The 17,899-nt window shown below is 68.0% G+C and carries 18 protein-coding genes and 1 pseudogene; 5 read left to right on the forward strand and 14 right to left on the reverse strand.

Annotation, left to right across the window (positions count from 1 at the left end; genetic code table 11):
• Positions 1 to 46 precede the first annotated feature (46 nt).
• The 4 genes from ACYVHU_RS10865 to ACYVHU_RS10880 all read right to left on the reverse strand — a co-directional run bounded on the left by ACYVHU_RS10865 (position 47) and on the right by ACYVHU_RS10880 (position 5,152).
• Positions 47 to 682, reverse strand: a complete 636-nt coding sequence (locus ACYVHU_RS10865; protein ID WP_498948242.1) for a septal ring lytic transglycosylase RlpA family protein — start codon at positions 680 to 682, stop codon at positions 47 to 49.
• Between the two features lie 457 nt (positions 683 to 1,139).
• Positions 1,140 to 2,069 (reverse strand): ribonuclease Z, encoded by a 930-nt coding sequence (locus ACYVHU_RS10870; RefSeq protein ID WP_498948243.1) that lies wholly within the window; start codon positions 2,067 to 2,069, stop codon positions 1,140 to 1,142.
• Between the two features lie 514 nt (positions 2,070 to 2,583).
• Positions 2,584 to 3,741, reverse strand: coding sequence for a protein-tyrosine phosphatase family protein (locus ACYVHU_RS10875; RefSeq protein WP_498948244.1), 1,158 nt, complete (start codon positions 3,739 to 3,741; stop codon positions 2,584 to 2,586).
• Between the two features lie 133 nt (positions 3,742 to 3,874).
• A complete protein-coding gene (locus ACYVHU_RS10880; protein WP_498948245.1) occupies positions 3,875 to 5,152 on the reverse strand; it encodes a DUF418 domain-containing protein in 1,278 nt (425 codons plus the stop codon).
• Positions 5,153 to 5,331: 179 nt separating this feature from the next.
• Between ACYVHU_RS10880 and ACYVHU_RS10885 the strand changes: the two genes are divergently transcribed.
• A complete protein-coding gene (locus ACYVHU_RS10885) occupies positions 5,332 to 5,694 on the forward strand; it encodes a DUF4158 domain-containing protein (RefSeq protein WP_498948246.1) in 363 nt (120 codons plus the stop codon).
• Positions 5,652 to 6,038 (forward strand): hypothetical protein, encoded by a 387-nt coding sequence (locus ACYVHU_RS10890; protein WP_498948247.1) that lies wholly within the window; start codon positions 5,652 to 5,654, stop codon positions 6,036 to 6,038. Before ACYVHU_RS10885 ends, ACYVHU_RS10890 begins: the two co-directional genes overlap by 43 nt.
• Positions 6,039 to 6,319: 281 nt before the next feature.
• Here ACYVHU_RS10890 and ACYVHU_RS10895 read toward each other — a convergent pair.
• A pseudogene (locus tag ACYVHU_RS10895) lies at positions 6,320 to 6,568 on the reverse strand (tyrosine-type recombinase/integrase); the annotation flags it as partial.
• A 255-nt stretch (positions 6,569 to 6,823) separates the two neighbouring features.
• On the opposite strand from ACYVHU_RS10895, the gene ACYVHU_RS10900 reads away from it, so the two are divergent.
• Positions 6,824 to 7,300: an NUDIX hydrolase gene (locus ACYVHU_RS10900; protein ID WP_498948248.1), complete on the forward strand. Its 477-nt coding sequence runs from the start codon at positions 6,824 to 6,826 to the stop codon at positions 7,298 to 7,300.
• Between the two features lie 35 nt (positions 7,301 to 7,335).
• Here ACYVHU_RS10900 and ACYVHU_RS10905 read toward each other — a convergent pair whose 3' ends face one another.
• From ACYVHU_RS10905 to ACYVHU_RS10945, 9 genes are all read right to left on the reverse strand, one after another.
• The gene (locus ACYVHU_RS10905; protein WP_498948569.1) at positions 7,336 to 7,953 is read right to left on the reverse strand and encodes a histidine phosphatase family protein; all 618 of its coding nucleotides are present in this window, start codon (positions 7,951 to 7,953) and stop codon (positions 7,336 to 7,338) included.
• A complete protein-coding gene (locus tag ACYVHU_RS10910) occupies positions 7,950 to 8,696 on the reverse strand; it encodes an SDR family NAD(P)-dependent oxidoreductase (RefSeq protein ID WP_498948249.1) in 747 nt (248 codons plus the stop codon). Before ACYVHU_RS10910 ends, ACYVHU_RS10905 begins: the two co-directional genes overlap by 4 nt.
• A gap of 1 nt (position 8,697) precedes the next feature.
• Positions 8,698 to 9,837: a hypothetical protein gene (locus tag ACYVHU_RS10915; protein WP_498948250.1), complete on the reverse strand. Its 1,140-nt coding sequence runs from the start codon at positions 9,835 to 9,837 to the stop codon at positions 8,698 to 8,700.
• A gap of 4 nt (positions 9,838 to 9,841) precedes the next feature.
• Complete coding sequence (locus ACYVHU_RS10920) at positions 9,842 to 10,702, reverse strand: glycosyltransferase family 9 protein (protein ID WP_498948251.1); 861 nt, start codon at positions 10,700 to 10,702, stop codon at positions 9,842 to 9,844.
• A gap of 203 nt (positions 10,703 to 10,905) precedes the next feature.
• The gene (locus ACYVHU_RS10925; protein WP_498948252.1) at positions 10,906 to 11,466 is read right to left on the reverse strand and encodes a phosphoribosyltransferase; all 561 of its coding nucleotides are present in this window, start codon (positions 11,464 to 11,466) and stop codon (positions 10,906 to 10,908) included.
• The gene (locus ACYVHU_RS10930) at positions 11,463 to 13,346 is read right to left on the reverse strand and encodes a hypothetical protein (protein WP_498948253.1); all 1,884 of its coding nucleotides are present in this window, start codon (positions 13,344 to 13,346) and stop codon (positions 11,463 to 11,465) included. Before ACYVHU_RS10930 ends, ACYVHU_RS10925 begins: the two co-directional genes overlap by 4 nt.
• Positions 13,343 to 13,900 (reverse strand): DUF4254 domain-containing protein, encoded by a 558-nt coding sequence (locus ACYVHU_RS10935; protein WP_498948254.1) that lies wholly within the window; start codon positions 13,898 to 13,900, stop codon positions 13,343 to 13,345. Before ACYVHU_RS10935 ends, ACYVHU_RS10930 begins: the two co-directional genes overlap by 4 nt.
• Positions 13,901 to 14,090: 190 nt before the next feature.
• The gene (locus ACYVHU_RS10940; protein ID WP_498948255.1) at positions 14,091 to 14,570 is read right to left on the reverse strand and encodes a hypothetical protein; all 480 of its coding nucleotides are present in this window, start codon (positions 14,568 to 14,570) and stop codon (positions 14,091 to 14,093) included.
• Entirely contained in the window at positions 14,570 to 15,445 is an 876-nt protein-coding gene (locus tag ACYVHU_RS10945; RefSeq protein WP_498948256.1) for a lantibiotic dehydratase, read from the reverse strand. The genes ACYVHU_RS10940 and ACYVHU_RS10945 overlap by 1 nt, the downstream gene beginning before the upstream one ends.
• 158 nt (positions 15,446 to 15,603) lie before the next feature.
• Here ACYVHU_RS10945 and ACYVHU_RS10950 point away from each other — a divergent pair, with 158 nt between their 5' ends.
• Both ACYVHU_RS10950 and ACYVHU_RS10955 read left to right on the forward strand, forming a co-directional pair.
• Positions 15,604 to 16,911: an NsdA family TPR-like regulatory protein gene (locus ACYVHU_RS10950; RefSeq protein ID WP_498948257.1), complete on the forward strand. Its 1,308-nt coding sequence runs from the start codon at positions 15,604 to 15,606 to the stop codon at positions 16,909 to 16,911.
• Positions 16,908 to 17,810, forward strand: coding sequence for a phosphotransferase enzyme family protein (locus tag ACYVHU_RS10955; RefSeq protein ID WP_498948258.1), 903 nt, complete (start codon positions 16,908 to 16,910; stop codon positions 17,808 to 17,810). The genes ACYVHU_RS10950 and ACYVHU_RS10955 overlap by 4 nt, the downstream gene beginning before the upstream one ends.
• Positions 17,811 to 17,899: the final 89 nt, after the last annotated feature.

Here is a 17,899-nt window from a genome sequence, read left to right on the forward strand (position 1 = left end):
GTGGCGGGGCCGTGACACGGGCGGGCCGTGGCGTCGGGGCGGCGGGTTACTCGACGACCTGCCATTCGACGTCGACGACGCCCTGGCTGGCCGAGGCGATGGTCTCGAAGGCGGCCGTGGACAGGTCCAGGCAGCGGCCGTCGATGTAGGGGCCGCGGTCGTTGATGCGCACCGTGACGCTCTTGCCGTTGGCGGGGTTGGTGACCTCGACCATCGTGTGCATCGGCAGGGTCTTGTGCGCCGCGGTCATCGCGGAGGGGTCGAAGGTCTCGCCGCTGGCGGTGGGCTGGGGGTCGCTGTACATCGACGCCTCGCAGCTGCCGCCCTGGCCGGTGGGGGCCAGCGAGGTGCCGGAGTCGCCCGATGCGCCGGTGGAGGCGGTCTCCCCGGTGTCCTGGGGCTCCTCGCGGGGTTCCTCCTTCTCGGCCTGGCGGGCCGAGCCGTTGAAGGCCTGGACGGCCTGGTCGGCGGCCTCGGCGCGTAGCCGCTCGGCCGTCTGGGGGTCCGGGGAGGAGACGGCGCCGTTGGAGAGCGGGGCCAGGGCCGCGGTGCGGGCCTGGGGGACGGCGGCGGCCCCGGGCGTGGTGGCGGGAGCGTCCAACGCGGCGGCGCCCGCGGTGGCGCCGGCGACGACGACGGCGCCGGCGGCCGCGGTGGCGACGACCAGGCGCTTGGACTTCATCCGGGCGAATGGCGCGGGGCGAGAGGGCCGGTGAGTGCCCACGGCGAAGATCCTTTGATCGGGAGCAAGGGACGTGGCCGCGCGGGGTTCCACGAAGGGTGGGCAGAGCGGCGACGGCCACCGGCCACCCAGAGCACGGGGTGGCGTCGTAGGGGGCGCCGGGATCGGTGTGACCTCGGGGGCGCCGTGTCCGAGCGTATGGGTAACGGGAGAGTAACGGAACCCGAAAGGCGGAATTTGTGGGACAAGTCACGTATTTTGGCAGGTTTTGCCCGTTTTGTCGGTCCGGTCATGCGCACACCGCCCTCCTCCCCTCACCCACGGTGCCGACAGGGCGCTATTCCGCGCTTCGGCGCGTTGGGCACGTGTCTACCGGCGAGAGGAAAGCGGGGACAACGATCTGCGGCGATTTTGCCGAGACGGGACAACCCCTCCCGCCGGCCCACCGGTTCCGGGCTCACCCACGGCGTGGCGGCACCGGAACCCGCTCCAGGTCGGCGGCCAGCACGATCTCTCCCCCGAAGTGCCGCGCGGCCTGCTCCACGAACCGCTCGTCCGCGTCCTGCTCATAGCGTTCGGAGATGTGGGTGAGCACCAGCCGACGCACCCCCGCCTCGGCCGCGATCCGCCCCGCCTGGCCGGCCGTCAGGTGCCGGTAGGCCCCGGCCAGCTCCTCCTCGGCGTCCAGATAGGTGGACTCGATCACCAGCAGGTCGGCCCCCTCGGCCAGCCGCACCGCGTTGTCGCACATCCCGGTGTCCATCACGAAGGCGAACACCTGCCCGCGGCGGACCTCGCTGTGGTCGGCCAGGTACACCCGTTCCCCCGCGGCGTCCAGGACCGACCCCTCCGCCTTGAGACGGCCCACCGCCGGCCCGCTCACACCGCGCGCGGCCAGCCCCTCGGCGCGGATACGCACACCGTCGGGTTCGGCCAGGCGGTACCCGTAGGTCGGGATCCGGTGCTCCAGCGGCAGAGCGGTCAAGGTGAAGTCGGCCTCTCCCGGCAGCTCGGCCACCGCCCCCTCCACGGGCTGGGCCACGATCGAATCGGTGTCGGCGAACTCGGTGGCGTGGCGCAGCCGGCGCCAGTACCGCTCCCCCGCCGCGGGGAACGCCACCCGCACCTCGTGGGACACCCGGTCCCGCGCGATCCGCTGCACCACCCCGGGCAGCCCCAGGCTGTGGTCGCCGTGGAAGTGGGTCACGCAGATCCGGGTCAGGTCGTGCGCGGCCAGCCCGGCCAGCCGGAGCTGGCGCTGGGTCCCCTCCCCCGGGTCGAACAGCAGACCGTGGGAGTCCCAGCGCAGGAAGTAGCCGTTGTGGTTGCGCCGTCGGGTCGGCACGGCGCTGGAGGTCCCCAAGACGACGAGTTCACGCATCGACATGCAGGGGATCATCCCAGCTTCGCCACGGGGCGGCGACGCGATATCCCGCGCACCCGGCACAGGAGAACCGCGTTCCAGCGCCACCGCCCAGCAGCGAAGCGAGGCTCCGGCGCGCTGGGCCAGGGACGCCCCCGACCCCCGGCCTCCCCCGCCTCCAGCGCGGGCCGTCTCTCACCCCGGCACCTCCCCGGGGTGAGCGCCCGCCGTGACAGCCGGACCTCGCAGCGATCCGGCCCCGCCCAGGTCGGCCGGCTCCGGGCGGGGTCGACGGCCAGGACGGCCGCGCGCAACCGCCGCGCCGGCACCGTGTGGCCCTCGACCCCCGGACGTGGGCTCCTCGGCCGGCCCGCGCTCAGCGGATCCGGACCGGCCGCGGCGAGCCGCGGGGACGGCCGCCTCGCCAGGGCCGAGGGGAGACGCGGCGCTCGGGGACGCCGCCCGGTGGAAGGACGTCGGTGCCCGTCCCCAGGGCATTGGGTACCGGCCCGCGTGGGCCGATGGCCGCCCCGGAAGGTCAGCCCAGACGGTGGCGGGTCACCTCCGGCATGCCCTCGGGGAACAGCACCGCAGCGGGGTCGGTCAGTTCGACCCCGTTGAGGACGGCGACGGTCCGCGCCAGTTCGGCGTTGTTCAGATGCCCGCCCACCGCGCGAATGGCCTCACGCAGCGCCGTCACCACCTCGACACCGCGTGCCAGCACCGCGTAGTGCGCCGCCACGGCGGGCGTCCGCGACTGGCAGGCCGCGCAGTGCAACAGCACCCGCTTGCCCTCGGCCCGCAGCGTTGCGACGGCGCGCGCCGCCTGGTCCAGCACGAAGTGCAGATTGGAGTTGATCCCGGTGGTATCGGCCAGCCACACCTCGACGGTGTCGCGTGCCGGTAAATGGGCGGGCATGTCCCCGGCACCGACCTGGCACAGCGACACCACGGCCTGGGCATCGGCGGCGGTGGGAACGTAGGGGAGGTTGCACAGGATCACGCCGGGGTCATGGGGGTGCGGCACCTGGAAGGGGGCGTAACGGTTGAAGGGCAGGGAGGAGGCGCAGTCGACCTCGGGCCACGTATCCGGCCGGGATCCGCGAAGGGCCACCGCCGCGCCGGTGACCAGACGGCGCAGCGGCAGGATGTCGGCGAGCCTGCGCTGGATCTCCAGCGGGACCGCGGAGACGCCCCAGCGCGCCCCCGCCAGGGCACCGGCGTACAACGCGGCCTCCGGCCCCCCAGAGGCGCGGGCCGACCGGATCGCGTCGACCAGGTGACGGCAGGGGAACGTCCGGCGGGCCGGATCCAGCCGGGGCACCGGTGTGGTGGTCACCGCCCGCCAGGCCGCGGAGATCGGACCGTAGGCCGACGTGGACGCGGCCGGTATGAGCACCCCCTCCTCGACCGCGCGGCACAGGGCCAGCGCCCAGGCGAGCTCGGCCTCGGTGTCGACGGCCTCGGCGACGGCCCGCGGGTCGTCCAGGTGCCGCAGCGCGGTCATGACCAGCCAGGCCAGGTAGGAGGAACCCGTCCCGTCGGCGTCGGGCCGCTCCAGCGCGCCGATCTCCGAGTCGGGGAGCCGGGCCAGGCAGGCCGCCATCGCCGCCCCGGCCAGGGCGCCGGCGGCACGATCCAGCCGGGGGTACTCCAGGCGCCAGTCGTCCGCTCGCCCAGGGATCGTCGTTGTCACGGGAAACCTCCCACTCCTCGCCTGAACGGCCGTTGCGGATATTCCCACGCGCCGATCAAGTAGCACCGCGCCGCCGCTTCCGGCCAGGCCGTTTTCCCCAGGGGAGGAACATGGGAAGGCCGTGGGGAAGGGGTCAGCGACCCCGGAGGGAATTGTAGAGGAGGCGCCGCATCAGGGCCTCGGCCGGACCCGGACGTCCCGCGCGGTGCAGGGCGTAGGCGCCCGCGACCGTGACCAGCCAGATCGCCGTGGCCAGCGCGGCCATGGAGGCGCTGCCCAGGTAGGCGCCCAGCCCCAATCCCCAGGCGGCCAGCAACGGCGAGAACAACAACGAGTGGGTCAGGTAGCACGACAGCGACCGCTCCCCCGCCGCCGCGATCGCGGTCACCACCGGTCCCCCTCGGGACCGCGTCGACCACCAGTGGGCGATCAGGCCGAACAGGGCCACATAGCCCAGTCCGCCGGCCAGGCCGGTGGTGCTCTGGAGCACCTGGAGGACCCCCTGCTCCCCGACCGCGGCCGCCGGCACCCGCAGCAGGCCCACGTGCGCCAGCGCCGACGGCAGACCGCCCAGCCACCCCACCGTGATCCCCGCTGCGGCGGTCCAGGCGAGCAGGACCAGATGACGGCCGGGCTCCTCCAGGACGCGGCGGCGCGCCGCCCAGATCCCCAGCAGCATCATCAGGTGCCCGCCGAACGACAGCGCGGCACCGCCGAGTGTCACGAAGGTCCATGTCACCAGACGGGTGCCGACGGCGGCGAGGGCGTCGTCCTCACCGGCCGCATAGGCCACGAACGACGGTTGCGCCGCGGGCGCGCCGAGTCCGGCGAGGTCACCGCTGAACACCGCCGCCACCGCCGGCGCCGTGGACATGGCCACCAGCGCCGCGGCCACCGCGCAGCCCGCCAGCAGGAGGCGGTCGCCGCGCCGCAGGAACAGCGTGGCCAGGACCAGGCTCGTCAGCCCGTAGGAGCCGATGATGTCACCGGCCATGAGCAGCGCCGCGTGCGCGAAGCCGAAGACGACGAGCCACAGACCACGCCGGCGCACCAGCGCCACCGCCCGGCGCGCCGGCGTGCCGGCCGCGGTCTGGCGCAGGTACAGCCCGGCCATGCCGTAGCCGAACAGGAAGGCGAACAGCGGGTAGGCGCGCAGGTCCAGCGCCACGATCATCGCGAACTGGACGACGCGATCCGCCGTGCCGCCGTCGATCGGGTGCCAACCGGAGGGGCCGTGCTCGGCGGCCCACAGGTGGAAGGCGGTGTTGGAGACGACGATGAGCAGCAGCATCACGCCCCGGGCCAGGTCGGGGGCGAGGGCGCGCTCGTCGGCGCGCACGCCCGCGCGGGCCGGTGCCCGGTGGGAGGAGGACGGGGAAGGGGGCGGGGGTTCGCCCGCGGTTCGGCGCATGCCACGACGTTAGGGAGAGGGGCGCCGGCCGCGCCTCGGCTGAAAGTACGGCCTCGCCCGACCGAGGTACTCCCGTGCGGGTGCGCACTCGGTCGAAAGCGCCGCCGGTCTGGGGCTGAGGAACATCAGAACGAAACCCCGCTCTAAGCGTTTCGCTTCTACTCGTACCGTCTGGGGATATGCCGGCTGAGTTCCTCACTGATGAGCAGGCGGCTCGCTACCGTCGCTATGCCGAGCCGCCCTCGCACGCTCACCTGGACCCTTTCTTCCATCTCGATGGCGCCGACTGGGAGCTGATCGCGTCCAAGCGGCGCGGTGTCAACCGCCTCGGCTTCGCCGTACAGCTGTGCACCGCCCGCGCATGGGGTATTTTCACCATTGACCTGGGCGAGATCCCCAACAACGCCGTGGTCTACCTCGCCGAGCAGCTTGAGATCGCCGACTTCGTCCCGGCCTCCTCCCGGTGGACCGACCCGCCCACCCCACCGCCATTCGCCACATGCGCCTGGATGATGTGGATCCCGGCAACCGCCGCCTGGTGATCGCCGGTCGACTCCATCCACTGGACGACCTGACCCGGCAGACGCTCATGGAATGGCTCGGCTACCGGCGGACCCGCTGGCCGAACACCGCAAACCCGCGCCTGATCGTCAACCAACAGACAGCGGTGGAGGCCGGGCCTGTCAGCAAGGCCTGGATCACATCGGCCTTTCGCGGCCTCAACGCCACGCTCGAACGCCTCCGCACCGACCGGCAGCTTGACGAGGCGTTCACTCGCGGACCGGATCCGCTGCACCTGGCCGCCGTGTTCGGACAACCGACTCCGATCCCACGGAAGATCGTTGGTAGCCGGGCGGACGGCCCGGGGAAGACGACCGGCCGGTGAGGAGCGGTAGGGGTGGCGCGTGATCTGGACCTGGATGAACTCCTGGATGCCTTCAACCTCCCCGCCGACAAGCTGAAGCTGCTGCGTAACAAGTCCGGCGCGACCCGTCTCGGGTTCGCTGACTCTTAACCAGCGGGTTTGGGGTTCGAGTCCCTGATGGCGCACACATATAAACGCAGGTCAAACGCGATGCAGGGACGAATCGGGCAGACTGTTCGCCTGTTTCGTCCCTTTTCTGTGCTCCGTGCTCGCTCCCCGCCCCGGTGGGGACGCCCTGATGGGGCGTGGTCCAGGGGGATCAGCGCGGCGGTGGCCTCGGCGGCGGCCCGCGCGACCTCGGGGTACACCGTCTGGTAGGTGTCCTGGGTGAAGAAGGCTGTCGAGTGGCCCAGTTCGGCCGAGACCACCTTGACGTCGACTCCGGCGGTGAGGCTGAGTGATGCGGCGCCGTGGCGCAGCCCGTGCAGGGTGATCGGGGGCAGTCCGGCCTCAGCGGCGAGCCGGGTGAACTGGTCGGTCACCCATGCCGGGGCGGCGCGCCCTCTCCAGGAAAGTGGCGGTCTGCTCAGGAGTCCACACCAGCACGGGGGGAGGATGCCTGGCCGGTTTTGCGGTAGCGCTTAAGAAAGTGCGCCAGCGGGGGAACCGGAAACCGCGGCATGTCACACGCCCATAGGAGGCATTGGCGCTCCTTCGTCCGAGGTCTGATTCGGCGGGGCATCTGCTTGCGGCGATGCTCAGAGATAGTTCGACGCTGGAGTAGGTCACCCCTGTAGGGTGCAGCCATGACGGAACAGTCCTTCGTGGCAGTGCAGCGGCGTGCGGCACGAGCGATTCTGATCGACGATCAGGCACGCCTAGTGCTGATAAAGCGAACCAAGCCGGGACAACCGCCGTACTGGACCACCCCGGGCGGTGGAGTCGAAGCCAACGACGATTCCGTCGAGACGGCGTTGCACCGCGAACTGGCCGAGGAACTGGGGGCGACGGCTGTAGGGGCGTCGCAGGTTTTCCTCTTCAGTTCGTCATCCGATGCCGGTGTGGCTGTGCAGCACTTCTTCGTGGCCAGGCTGTCGGCGTTGGACGAGTCCGCCCGCAGTGGACCGGAGTTCGATGACCCTGCTCGAGGGGGGTATGTGCTGGAACGGGTGCCGCTGCGGAGCCAGGAGTTGGCGTCGATCGATCTGAAGCCGACGGCCTTGAAGGAGTTCATCCTTGCCAACGACGTAGCGCTCCTGGCCGAGGTGGCACCCCTGGTTTGAGCAAGTGGCTCGAGCCGCGAGGTGGCACAGCGCAGTCAGAGACGTGGCTCATCTCCGTATGTGATCGCCTGTAATGGTGCCCATAAACGGGATGGGTCCAGGTGGAAGTCCTTGGCGAAATCGAATACTGCTACGGGATCTCGGCTTCCAATATGCAGGGCGGCCACAGCACCGATAAGGAGCCGGTGGGACACGATCAGGACTGGACCGTGTCTGAATGCGAGGTCACCTGCGATGGTCGCAGCGCTTTGTGCCCGCGAGCTGAAGGCGTGCAGGCTTTCCCCGCCCGGAAGCGCGCACTGCGTGTTCTGGGCACGCTGGTTGCGCCAGGCGCGATAGTCGTCCGGGTACTCCTCGGGCGTGCGTCCGAGCACGCATTTCGGGGCGATCCACTCGGTGAAGGCGCCTATGGGCGCGCCTAAACGGGCACCGAGTGTGCTTGCGACGATCGCTGCGGTCTGGCGGGCTCGGCGTAGCGGGCTGGGGATGACGAGAGCGGGCGGTTCATAGTGGCTGCGCAGACTGTGTGCGGTCATTTCGACTTCGACGGCGCCCTTGAAGATCAGCGGGCTGTCCGGGCGAGGGTGGGCGTGCGGGCGTTTCAGCCCGTCTTCGCAGGTGCCGTGACGCATCCACAATATGGCTGAGTTCATGTCATGCACCAGCCGCCGTCGATGGTGAGGCACTGGCCGGTGATAAAGCCGGCGTCGGGGGACACGAGGAATTCGACGGCGGCGGCGATGTCTTGGGGACGCCCGCGTCTTTTGATGCACTGGCGCTCGAGTTGGCGACCGGCCATGGCTTCGGGATCGCCGACGACGGCTCGTTCGGCGGGGACCTCGATGGAGCCGGCGCGAATGCAGTTGACGGTGACGCCATGTACACCTAGTTCCCGCGCCAAGGCACGGACGAGTCCTTCTAGTCCGCTCTTGGCCGCGATGTACCCGGCGAGATCGATGCGGCCGAGTTGGGTCAGCACCGAGGAGACGGCGACGATACGGCCGTTGCCACGCCGGGTGAGTACGGGAGCGGCGAACTTGGCGCACGCGGCGTGAGTGATGAGGTTGGTCTCGATCTGGTGGCGGAAAGTAGTGAGATCGAGGTCGTTCCATGGTGTGCGTGGATAGGCGCCGGCATTGGAGACAAGGACTGCCAGGTGTTCGCCGACCTGGTTTATCGCGCGTTCCAGCGAGTCGATGGTGCACTGTCGGGTCAGGTCTCCGATGACGGTGACGACGTCGGCTCCCGCCTGTTGCGCCTGGCCGACCACATGACGGAGGCCGTCATCGTTGGCGAGGTGGGTCAGGATCAGATCGTGTCGTACAGCCAGGCGTGTGGCGATCGCCGCCCCGATCCCGGACCCGGCTCCGGTGATGAGGGCGATGGGACGTGGCATGTCAGGTGGCCTCCATTGGATCCGGGGTCAGCGCGAGGAGATCAGCGAGCCGGGTGGCAGGGTCGAGGGTTTCCGCGAGCAAAGCAACAGAAAGCGCAGTTTCGCGTGGGTTCAGTTCCGCAAGGTTGTAGACGGCCAACAGCCGCATCACCAGGTAGGGGCGCAGCCAGCTCATGAGGTCTTCTATGCCGAGCAGTCGAGCGAGCGGGAGAACAATCTCGGATAGATAGCGACGGAGCACATGCTGGCGAGCAGGACTGGGTGAATGGCAGTAGTGGATGACGAGCGTGGAGCCTCGGTAGTGAATCCGCACTGCAGGCTCGGCAAGCGAGGCTCGGGCGAGAGCCGCGGGGTGATCGCGAAACGCGGCTGGTGCCTGGTGTGGAGTGAGCCAGGCGCCGTGTAGACGTTGGTAGATCAGGAAGCAGGCGAACTCGCCTGGGAGGGCGTTGAGGCCTCCGGTGTCATAGTCGAACCACACCGGGCCGCCTTCGGATGACCAGCCGATGTTGACGTCGGTGGGATCGCCTTGGGTGATGGCGGCCCACACAGGCTTGTGGGGTGCGAAATGTGCCCGCAGCCAGGTCAGTAGCGCATCGAAGTCCATTTGATGGTCGCGGCCGTTGACGGCGAACGTGGTCTGTGCCCATTGCGAAGGCCGGAGTCCTCGCTGTCCTTCATACATCACAGACCACGGCGTATCTGGCCGATAGTAGCAGTCGACCCGTCCGCCAGTTCGAGCACGGTCGCCGTAGAGCTTGCTGATGGTCTCGGCGTTGGTCACACGCTTCAATGTCCGATCGATGATGCGCCGGTAGAGCGTGAAGATCTCAGTGAGGCAGATGTCCAAACGCCGTCGGTTGCCGGTACGGTCGGCACGGGTTATCTCGTCCAGCAGTAAACCGTAGTCGGTTGCAAGATGGTGCCAGCGGTCATAGAAGAGAAGCGTCCACCGGCCGATCCTGCTTATTCTGCGGAGGTTGGGAACCGTAAAGTACGGGCGTAGGCAAGCGTGTCCGGTGCGCTCGGCCCTTGCTTCGTTTTGGTGGGGGTTGGCTTTAACGAACAATCGTTCGTTGCGGTAGTCCAGGTGCCAGGTGTGGTTGGCCGTGAAACGTCGATGGTTCGCGATCCGCAGCATCAGCTCACCACCACTTGGCCACGTGGCCGACGAAGTCGGCAATCAGCGTCACAGGAATCTGACTCAGGCCCTCGTCGCCCCACAGTGCGTCGTCGAGTTGGTCGCGTACCGGGCAGCGGTCGGCGGCGGCGAGCATCTGTGAAAAAGGGGTCGCGATCGCGTGGTGATTGCCGCGTCCCGTGGTCCACTTGGTGTGCGAGTGCCGTCCGTAGAGGCCGACCACCTGCGGTGCGGTTCCGTCGGAACGTTCGGTTAGTGCAGCCAGGTGGGTCAGCCCCGTGTCGTTCCCGATCACGACCTCTGCAGAAGCGAAGACGTCCAGGCAGTCCACGGCATCGATGCCGGCAAGGACGTCGATGTCGGCGCGTGGTGCCGGCCGGGTCTCCTTGCCGGTGATCAGAGTGAACGACCAAGGCGCGGCACGCCGCGTGGTAAGCAGGCTTGCGAGGTGAGCGAAGCGTTCCGAACTGTAGTCCTTGCGGGTGGGCCAGCTGGTCGCGATGATGAACACCACGTGGAAAGGGCGTGCCTGTTGGGACGAGGCGAACGACGGCAGGGGCGACCGATCAGCGGGTAGGCGGATGCCGAGCCGCTGCTCCACATCCAAGTAGTAGCGCATGGGCAGGGCATCGTGGACTTCGACGTTTATGGTGTCGAGGATGTCAAGCCATGGCAGGGGCTCTTCGGGAACAGCGCGGAAAACGACACCGTTTCCCTTTCTCGTACTGCGAACAGTGTGCGGCCCTTCGGTGAAGTCGGTGGTCAGGCCGAGGCGACAGCGTTGCATCAGGCGGGGACGTGGCCCCGTGTAATGCGCTTCATCCCCCTTGGCCGTGCCGTCGAGGAGGCCATTCAGCAACCCCAAGGCGAGCAAAGAATCGCCGAGCCCACGTTCGCCGAGGACAACAGACCATCCACGTCGCTGGATTTCGGATGCGCCGTCGGCTGTCGGTGGATGCTGCCCATCTGCGCGGCGGTACGGCAGGCAGGGAGCCAGAGGTGCGTATGTGCGGGGGACGACAACGCGTCCGCCACGGCGCGTGGTGACAGCGCCGACCCTCCACGGGTTCATATACGGGTGAGGGTGCACAGAGGCACCTCCAGTGAGTCTTCCAGCAGCGATCGAGCGTCGCCTGTGGTGTCCTCGATCAGGCAGACCACGCCGACCACTTCGACGGCCGCGCCCCGCAGCACCGTCACAAGATTGGCGAGTGTGTTGCCGGTGGTGGTTTCGTCATCGATCAACAACACCTTCTTCTCGGTGAGGTCGCCATAGGCGAAGACATCGCTGCGTTGGGCATGGGGTTCGGTGAAGCGATGCTTGACGGGCAGGTCGAGGTCGAGTTTCCAGGCCAGCCGGTAGGGCACACCGCTGGCCAGCGCCACGGCGATGGTGGGCAGGATGCCGCCCGCGTCCAGTCCCAGCAGCATCTCCGGGGTGGCGAAGGCGGGGTGACGGCACCAGCCTCGCCACAGGGCGCTACCAGCACGCAGCAGTGCTGCCGGCTCCACTTGCCGATCAATACCGTCGAGCGCATGTACGATGCGGACGTCCCGGCTCTGGGGTGCGACGTTCAGACGGCGGACGCGACGCGCGTGGTAGCCGAGGACGTGTGGCGTGGTCGTCATGAGTTCACTCTCGCGATGTGGTCGAGACTGTCGAGATATGCCAGCATCCGCAGCGTTGCCGTGGTGAGTTGGTGGTCCGATTCGGTGTCGAGGGGGTCGCGGATGAGGTCTTTGAGGGCGGGTGGCGTGCAGCCGGCCGCTGGGTGATGGTGGGTGAACGCCGCGAGGATGTCCTCGGCGGCGTCGAGGTGGTGGCCGTCGGCGCGCAGCAAGATCTTCGCCAGAAGCACGAGGTGCTTGTACACGGCTCGGACATCGGTCTGTTCGGCGGTGAGCAGCCGCCGCGTTGTCATTGCCACGAGCCCTAGTTCTCCGCGGCTGAGACGGTCGACATGTGCGCGGGTAGGCACTGGGATTCGGTAATTCACACGCCGATAGAGGACACCGAAGCCCTCCGCGGCGCGTCGAAGGGATTGTGCGACACGCGGCGGTATCCGCAGCGCTGCAATGTCACCCTTGGTGAAAGCGCTGACGCCGACTTTGACCCCCTGCGGGGCCGGAAGGGTTCCGAGCGTGCCGCGCAGCCATTCCAGTGGCAAAGTCTCGCGGACAACGAGCAGATCGATATCGCTCCACCCCTCGCGCCAGTGCGGGCTTCCGGTACTTCCGGTGGCCAGCACGAGAGCGGTCTCCTCATCACACAAATGCTCGGTGGCTTTTTGTAGCCACCTGTCTTGTTTCGCTGGCCAACCGGTAGGTGGTGTGATATGGCGCAGTTCCGTTGTGGTCGCTAACCGATCCAATCCAAGCTTCAACGCACTCAGAGGACCAGAGTTATCGAGTACGTAATCGGCGATGTCCGCGATCCGATGGGCTCCTCGCCTGATTTTTATGGTGTCGCGCTCTTTCACTTGTATCGCCGTTTCCGTCGCGCGACTGACGCGAACCGGTAGGTCTGCTTGCATGAAGACGACGCGGCAGTGCTCGCCCCAGATACGCTTTAAGTGTGCGGTCGCTTCGAAGCGGTGCGCGCTTTCCACGCTGATACTGCGAGCCTTGTTGCTCGCTGTGAAGTGAACAATCTCCTCGGTGAGGCGTTCGGCCTGCTCGACCTCTGACCACACCCGGTAGGGGTCGGATACGCCGGCACGAAGCGCGGCTATTTCCAGAAGGTAGCCGATCTTCAGCCGCGTCACACCGTGCTCATTACGCAGCAGTTCGCCGACCGTGCTCTTGCCGCTCTCCGACATGCCGGATAACACCCAAAGACGCTCAAGCGGGATCTGGGGTAAGGGCAGGACGGTGAAACCGTGCTCCTGGAGCCGATCCCGCAGGAGCCTTTGTACGTCGAGAATGGCAGCGCCCGCGATGTCGAGCACCACGTCGTAGTCACCGCGCTCAGCCTGGACGAGCATGATCTCGGCGAGTGCTCTTTGGTAGGCGCGGTACCGCTCGCCCGCCGGTCCTGCCTCGCGGTTCAGCGCTTCATCGGCCTCGTGAGCCGGAACGGCAGACCGTCGCAGTAGCACGTGTACCTCTCGGCGCGGCCCCGGAGGCGGCACGTGTTCAGCAGCCATATGGTCCACCAACGCCAAGGCTTCATCAGGGGTGAGCCCGTCCTTGATGACGGAGGTCGCTGCACAGACGGCCCGAAGCATCGGCAATCCGCGGTCCTCCAAGGCGAACGTACCGCTGCCGGCCCTACGCGCGGCGTGGCTACGCATCACCAGATCAACGTGTTCGGCGGTGCTGGAGCTGACGAACCACCAATGCGCGAAATCCTCCGACGCCACCTCCTGCCAGCGGGAATCCCAGGCGTCAACGGTGCCGACCAACTGCGCTGCCGGCATCCCGCGTTGCAGCCACGCGAGGTTCGTCGTCTTGCCGATGTTGTCCACACCGTTCAGCGATACCGAAGCCGGGGTGATACTCTCCGTCACTGCGCCTCACCACCGTAGGTCTTCAGCGAGCGCCATACCGGAAGCCGCCGATGGCCGGTCCCGATGTCACGGACGAGATCGTCGTAGGCGTCAGCTAACTCCATAAGCTGACGAAGGGCGAGGCGGGCACGGTCCCGGTTCCCGGATTCCCTGATGTTGTTAGCGCGGACCCACGCGATAGCCAGGCGGTCAACGACTGATCCCAGAGTCTCCGTGTGCAGTGATGCTTCTTCTGTCACGTTGGCGACCCTGCTACCTGCCCATGTGTCGATTTGTTCTACAAGAGAAATCCGGCGCGCATTGAATGCGTCGATACGGCGCTTGCTTACAGCGATCTCATCGGCGGATGCACCGGGCCTTCGGCTTGATTCCTCGGCGTTCCACTGCTGCTGATGTAGACCTGCCAGAGCGCATGCGGTCGTCAACACCAAACATCGAGACACGTTTTGTTCGGTGGTGTCGAAAAATGCTTCGATGATAGACGCGGACCGAGGTAGAAGATCTCTGACGTCTGGTGCCACCTGCGGTTCTGTGTTGGTCTCGCCGCGAGTCATGAACAGCGCTTCCTTAAGTCAAGTCCCATGGACGTGTCTGCGCGAGTGCTCAGCATGGGCGCAGACGAGAACTTCATCTATGTCATTTCTGGTTCTACGAGGTTCTGTAGAGGTTGTGGTGACTTTCTACGTCCCAGGTTGCTGAAGGGTACGGACCTGACGAGATAGGTGAGAATAGATCGGAGAACTATTATTCCTCTCGGACGGTTGGCATGTCGGCGATGAGGCGTCCTAGTTCGGTCACGTCGCCCGTGGCGCCGATGGACTGGGCCAGGCGGAGCCCTTCGCGCGCGGTGTGGAACCGCTGCGCCTTGCGGTAGGTCAGGGCGAGCCCGCGCAGCGCGTGCACCTCCTGGTAGGTGTCGCCGTGGGAGCGGAACCACTCCCTCGCCTGGAGTCCCAGTGCTTCAGCGGTGTTGATGTCGCCGAGTTCGCGGCGGCAGTCGGCGATGTGGCGGTCCATCAGCGCGATCCCCTGCTGGCGTTCCAGGCGGGCGAAGGCGCCGCGGGCTTCGCGGTAGCGCACCTCGGCTTCTTGGACCTCGCCCATCTCGAGGTGTACCAAGAGCAGCGCTTCCACGGCCTGCACGATCACGAGTTCGTACCGGACGGCCGCCCACAGCGCCTGGGCGTGGAGGAAGCGAGAGTCGGCGAGGTGTTCCTGCCACATCAGGCACCGGCCAAGGCCGACGGGCATGTAGGCCTGCGAGGCCTTGGTCCCCAGGCCTCCGCCGAAGCAAGGCCCAGGAGATGGGTCTTCTCCCACTTCTCCAGCTCCTGGCGCCGCGCCAACCAACTCGCGAGCGCTTCGCACAGCTCCCACGCCGCATTGTGTCGGGCGATGGCGTGAGCGATTCGCACACATCCCCGAAGTAGCGGAGCGAGGTAGTCCATCGCATCCAAAGCCTCACGCTTGTCACCGAACGGGTTGGTGTCGATCTGCTCATAGCCACGACCAAGTGTCCACCTGTGGGAGTTGATGCGGCGGTCGGCGGCCACGGCCTGAGGCGGCAAGTTGCCGAGAAGCACGTCGATGGCGTTCTCAGCGGTGGCCGTCATTGTGGCGAGTTGGTCGGTCACCTGTCTCCATCCAGTGGGTGGATCGCGCGGATTGGAGCGGAGAGGTAGAAGGCGCGACGGTGAGGGCAGTCGCAGGGCTCCTCGCCACCGCGCCGGCCAGGGGTCGCACCAGCGGGGTGCGGCTGCGACAGGCGATGGCGTCCAGGGCGTCGCTGGCCCTGCCGAGGACGGCGGGCTCTTGGCCGATCGGCCACGAAACAGGCTCGGTAGCCGGGGCTGGGACGTAGAGTCGAGGGCGGCAAGGGTGTGCCCGGTGATGACCACTTCGTCGCGCTCGGTCAGGCGCGAACGGCGCGGGGCCGTAGGCGCGCCGGGGTAACCGACGCCGCTGTCGGCGACGACCTCGCGTAGCGGGACCATCGTGCCCACGCCGTAGCGCTCGAAGAACCGCCGCACGTTCAGGTCGAAGTCGTCACTGTCCGGCTCCGCCGGTGCGAAGGCGCTGGGAACGATCGTGCTGGCCATCAGTCAACTCCCTGTCGTCGGGGCTCGTTCGGTTCTTCGACGGCGCGCCACCTCGATGCGGTGCGTGCGCCTCTCCCAATGTGGTGGCGCACCCCCGGAGAAATCGAGAGAGTGATGCAGACAACTCGTAATGTCTGAAACCCGTTCTGGAGGTGAGTGTGTTGCCCCGCCCCCCGCGGCCTCTCACACCCGAGAAAAGCCCGGCCCATTGGTTCGGCGCGGAATTACGCCATTGGCGCGAACTGCGGAAACTCTCACACAAAGACCTTTCCGGGCACGTCCATACGCATCCCGACACCATTGCCAAGATCGAAAAGGGTGACCGTGGTTGCTCGCGGGAACTCGCCGTTCACCTCGACACCGTCCTCGCCACCGGCGGCGTACTCGCCCGTGCCTGGCCGCTCCTCGACGCCTATCGCCGCACCCCCCGCCGTGGCGGCTATGACGAGTGTGACGCCATGCTGGACGGTGTGCACCGCCGCGACTTCCTCCACGCTGCCGGAACCGGACTGGCCACCGCTCACCTCATCGCCGTCGCCGAATCCCCGCCGCCCGCCGAACTCCATGCCTCCGACATCGCCCACATCCGCGACGTCGCCCGCGTACTCGCCGGCTGGGACCACACCTACGGAGGCGCCGTCGCACGCGCCGCCGTTACCGCTCACCTGTCCTGGGCCTTCGCCCTACTGCACACCCGCGTTCCCGCCGGCCTGCGTGAAGACGCGTTCTCCGCTGTGGCCCAACTCGCCAATGTCAGCGGGTTCCTCGCCTTCGACGCCTACCTGCACGACGAGGCCCACCAGAGGTTCACCTGGGCCCTGCGCACCGCCGAGGAGGTCGGCGACTGGCACCTGCGCGCCAAGGTGCTGTCCAACCGGGCTCGCCAAGCGATCTGGCGTAATCGCCCCGACGACGGCCTGACCGACGCCGAACTCGGCCTGGTCCGCGCCGACCGGCTCTCCCCTCCAGAGCAGGCCATGCTCCACACCGCGCGCGCCCGCGCCTACGCCAAACTCGGCGAGCGTGACCTGACCCTGGCGGCGGTCGATGCCGCCGACCGCGCCTTCGCCGCGCCCCGGACCGGCCGCGAACCCGACTGGATGGGCTACTACGACACCGCCCAGCACCATGGTGACACCGGACACGCGCTGTGGGACCTCGCCGTCAGCGGACTGTATCCGCCCGGCGAAGCGCTCGCGCGCCTGGAACGCGCAGTCGAGGGCCACGGTGATGCCTACGCCCGCTCCCGGGCGATCTCGGGGATCAAGCTCGCCTCGCTCCAGATGCGAAGCGAACCCGAACTCGCAGTCAAGACGGCCATGCGCGCCTTGGACGACGCCGGACGCGTTCGCTCCAGGCGCGCCGAGGACGACCTCAGAGAACTGCGAGCCATCACCATGCGGCGCCCCGGCCCCGTCACCGACGACCTCACCGGCCGCATCACCACCCTGGTAGGTAACTCGTGACCGCCCCCGAACTTCCCGCCGCACACCGCGCGGTGCTCGCCGCGGCCTTACCCCGGGCCGGCCTGGGGGCCGATGCCGACCGGGCCGTTGCGGTGCGCATCGGCGAGAACGCCATCGTGCGCCTGCCCGGAGAAGTCGTCGCCCGCATCGCCCGCCCGGGGCAGCAGCAGGCCGCGGCCCGCGAGATCACCATCGCCCGCTACCTCGCCGAGCACGGGGTGCCGGCCGTGCGGGCCCTGGACATCGCCCAGCCCGTAGTGGTCGGCGAGCGCGCCGTGACCTTCTGGCGGCGACTGCCCCCACACACCCCTGGCACGGTTCGCGACGTCGCCCACCTCGTCCGTGCCCTGCACCGCCTCCCCCTGCCGCCTCCCGAGTCCGGAGTGGGCCGCCTGGACCCCTTCGTCCGGTTGGAGGAGCGCATAGCCGCGGCCACCAGCCTCGCGCCCACCGACCGCGGCTGGCTGGCCGGCCGCCTGGCCGAGTTGCGAACGGGCTGGGAAGAGTTGCCCGCCGGTCTTGACGAGCGGCTCGTGCACGGAGACGCCTGGGTCGGCAACGTCGCCCGCTTCGCCGACGGCACGAGCCTGCTGATGGACCTGGAACGCTGCTCGGTGGGGCCGCCCGAGTGGGATCTGGTGTCCACCGCGATCAAAACGACGTCGTTCGGGTGGGTCGCCCCGGCCGAATACGACGGCTTCGTGGAGGTCTATGGCTACGACGTCACCGGGTGGTCCGGCTTTCCTCTTCTGCGGGACGTCCGCGAACTGCGGATGTGCCTGTATTTCGCCCAGCACGCTCCCGGCAACCGGGCCATGCACGACGAAGCGCTCCTGCGGCTGCGATGCCTTCAGGGCGAGCTCGGACCACGTCCGTGGCCGTGGACTCCCGCTACGTAGGCCTTCGCCGCATGTCTCCACCCGCCCAATGGATGGACAATCGGAGACACAAGACGTACGCCATCGCCCATGCAGTGACAGTCCGTCCA

The sequence above is a fragment of the Marinactinospora endophytica genome (genome assembly GCF_054780875.1).

Excerpts from the sequence above, each read along its gene's own strand:
- ACYVHU_RS10880 (WP_498948245.1), bottom strand. The coding sequence starts at position 5,152 with ATGCGCCGAACCGCGGGCGAACCCCCGCCCCCTTCCCCGTCCTCCTCC.
- ACYVHU_RS10865 (WP_498948242.1), bottom strand. The coding sequence starts at position 682 with ATGAAGTCCAAGCGCCTGGTCGTCGCCACCGCGGCCGCCGGCGCCGTC.
- ACYVHU_RS10905 (WP_498948569.1), bottom strand. The coding sequence starts at position 7,953 with ATGAACTCAGCCATATTGTGGATGCGTCACGGCACCTGCGAAGACGGG.
- ACYVHU_RS10870 (WP_498948243.1), bottom strand. The coding sequence starts at position 2,069 with ATGTCGATGCGTGAACTCGTCGTCTTGGGGACCTCCAGCGCCGTGCCG.
- ACYVHU_RS10935 (WP_498948254.1), bottom strand. The coding sequence starts at position 13,900 with ATGACTCGCGGCGAGACCAACACAGAACCGCAGGTGGCACCAGACGTC.
- ACYVHU_RS10925 (WP_498948252.1), bottom strand. The coding sequence starts at position 11,466 with ATGACGACCACGCCACACGTCCTCGGCTACCACGCGCGTCGCGTCCGC.
- ACYVHU_RS10890 (WP_498948247.1), top strand. The coding sequence starts at position 5,652 with ATGCGCCTGGATGATGTGGATCCCGGCAACCGCCGCCTGGTGATCGCC.
- ACYVHU_RS10885 (WP_498948246.1), top strand. The coding sequence starts at position 5,332 with ATGCCGGCTGAGTTCCTCACTGATGAGCAGGCGGCTCGCTACCGTCGC.
- ACYVHU_RS10900 (WP_498948248.1), top strand. The coding sequence starts at position 6,824 with ATGACGGAACAGTCCTTCGTGGCAGTGCAGCGGCGTGCGGCACGAGCG.
- ACYVHU_RS10915 (WP_498948250.1), bottom strand. The coding sequence starts at position 9,837 with ATGCTGCGGATCGCGAACCATCGACGTTTCACGGCCAACCACACCTGG.
- ACYVHU_RS10910 (WP_498948249.1), bottom strand. The coding sequence starts at position 8,696 with ATGCCACGTCCCATCGCCCTCATCACCGGAGCCGGGTCCGGGATCGGG.
- ACYVHU_RS10945 (WP_498948256.1), bottom strand. The coding sequence starts at position 15,445 with ATGGCCAGCACGATCGTTCCCAGCGCCTTCGCACCGGCGGAGCCGGAC.
- ACYVHU_RS10940 (WP_498948255.1), bottom strand. The coding sequence starts at position 14,570 with ATGTGGCAGGAACACCTCGCCGACTCTCGCTTCCTCCACGCCCAGGCG.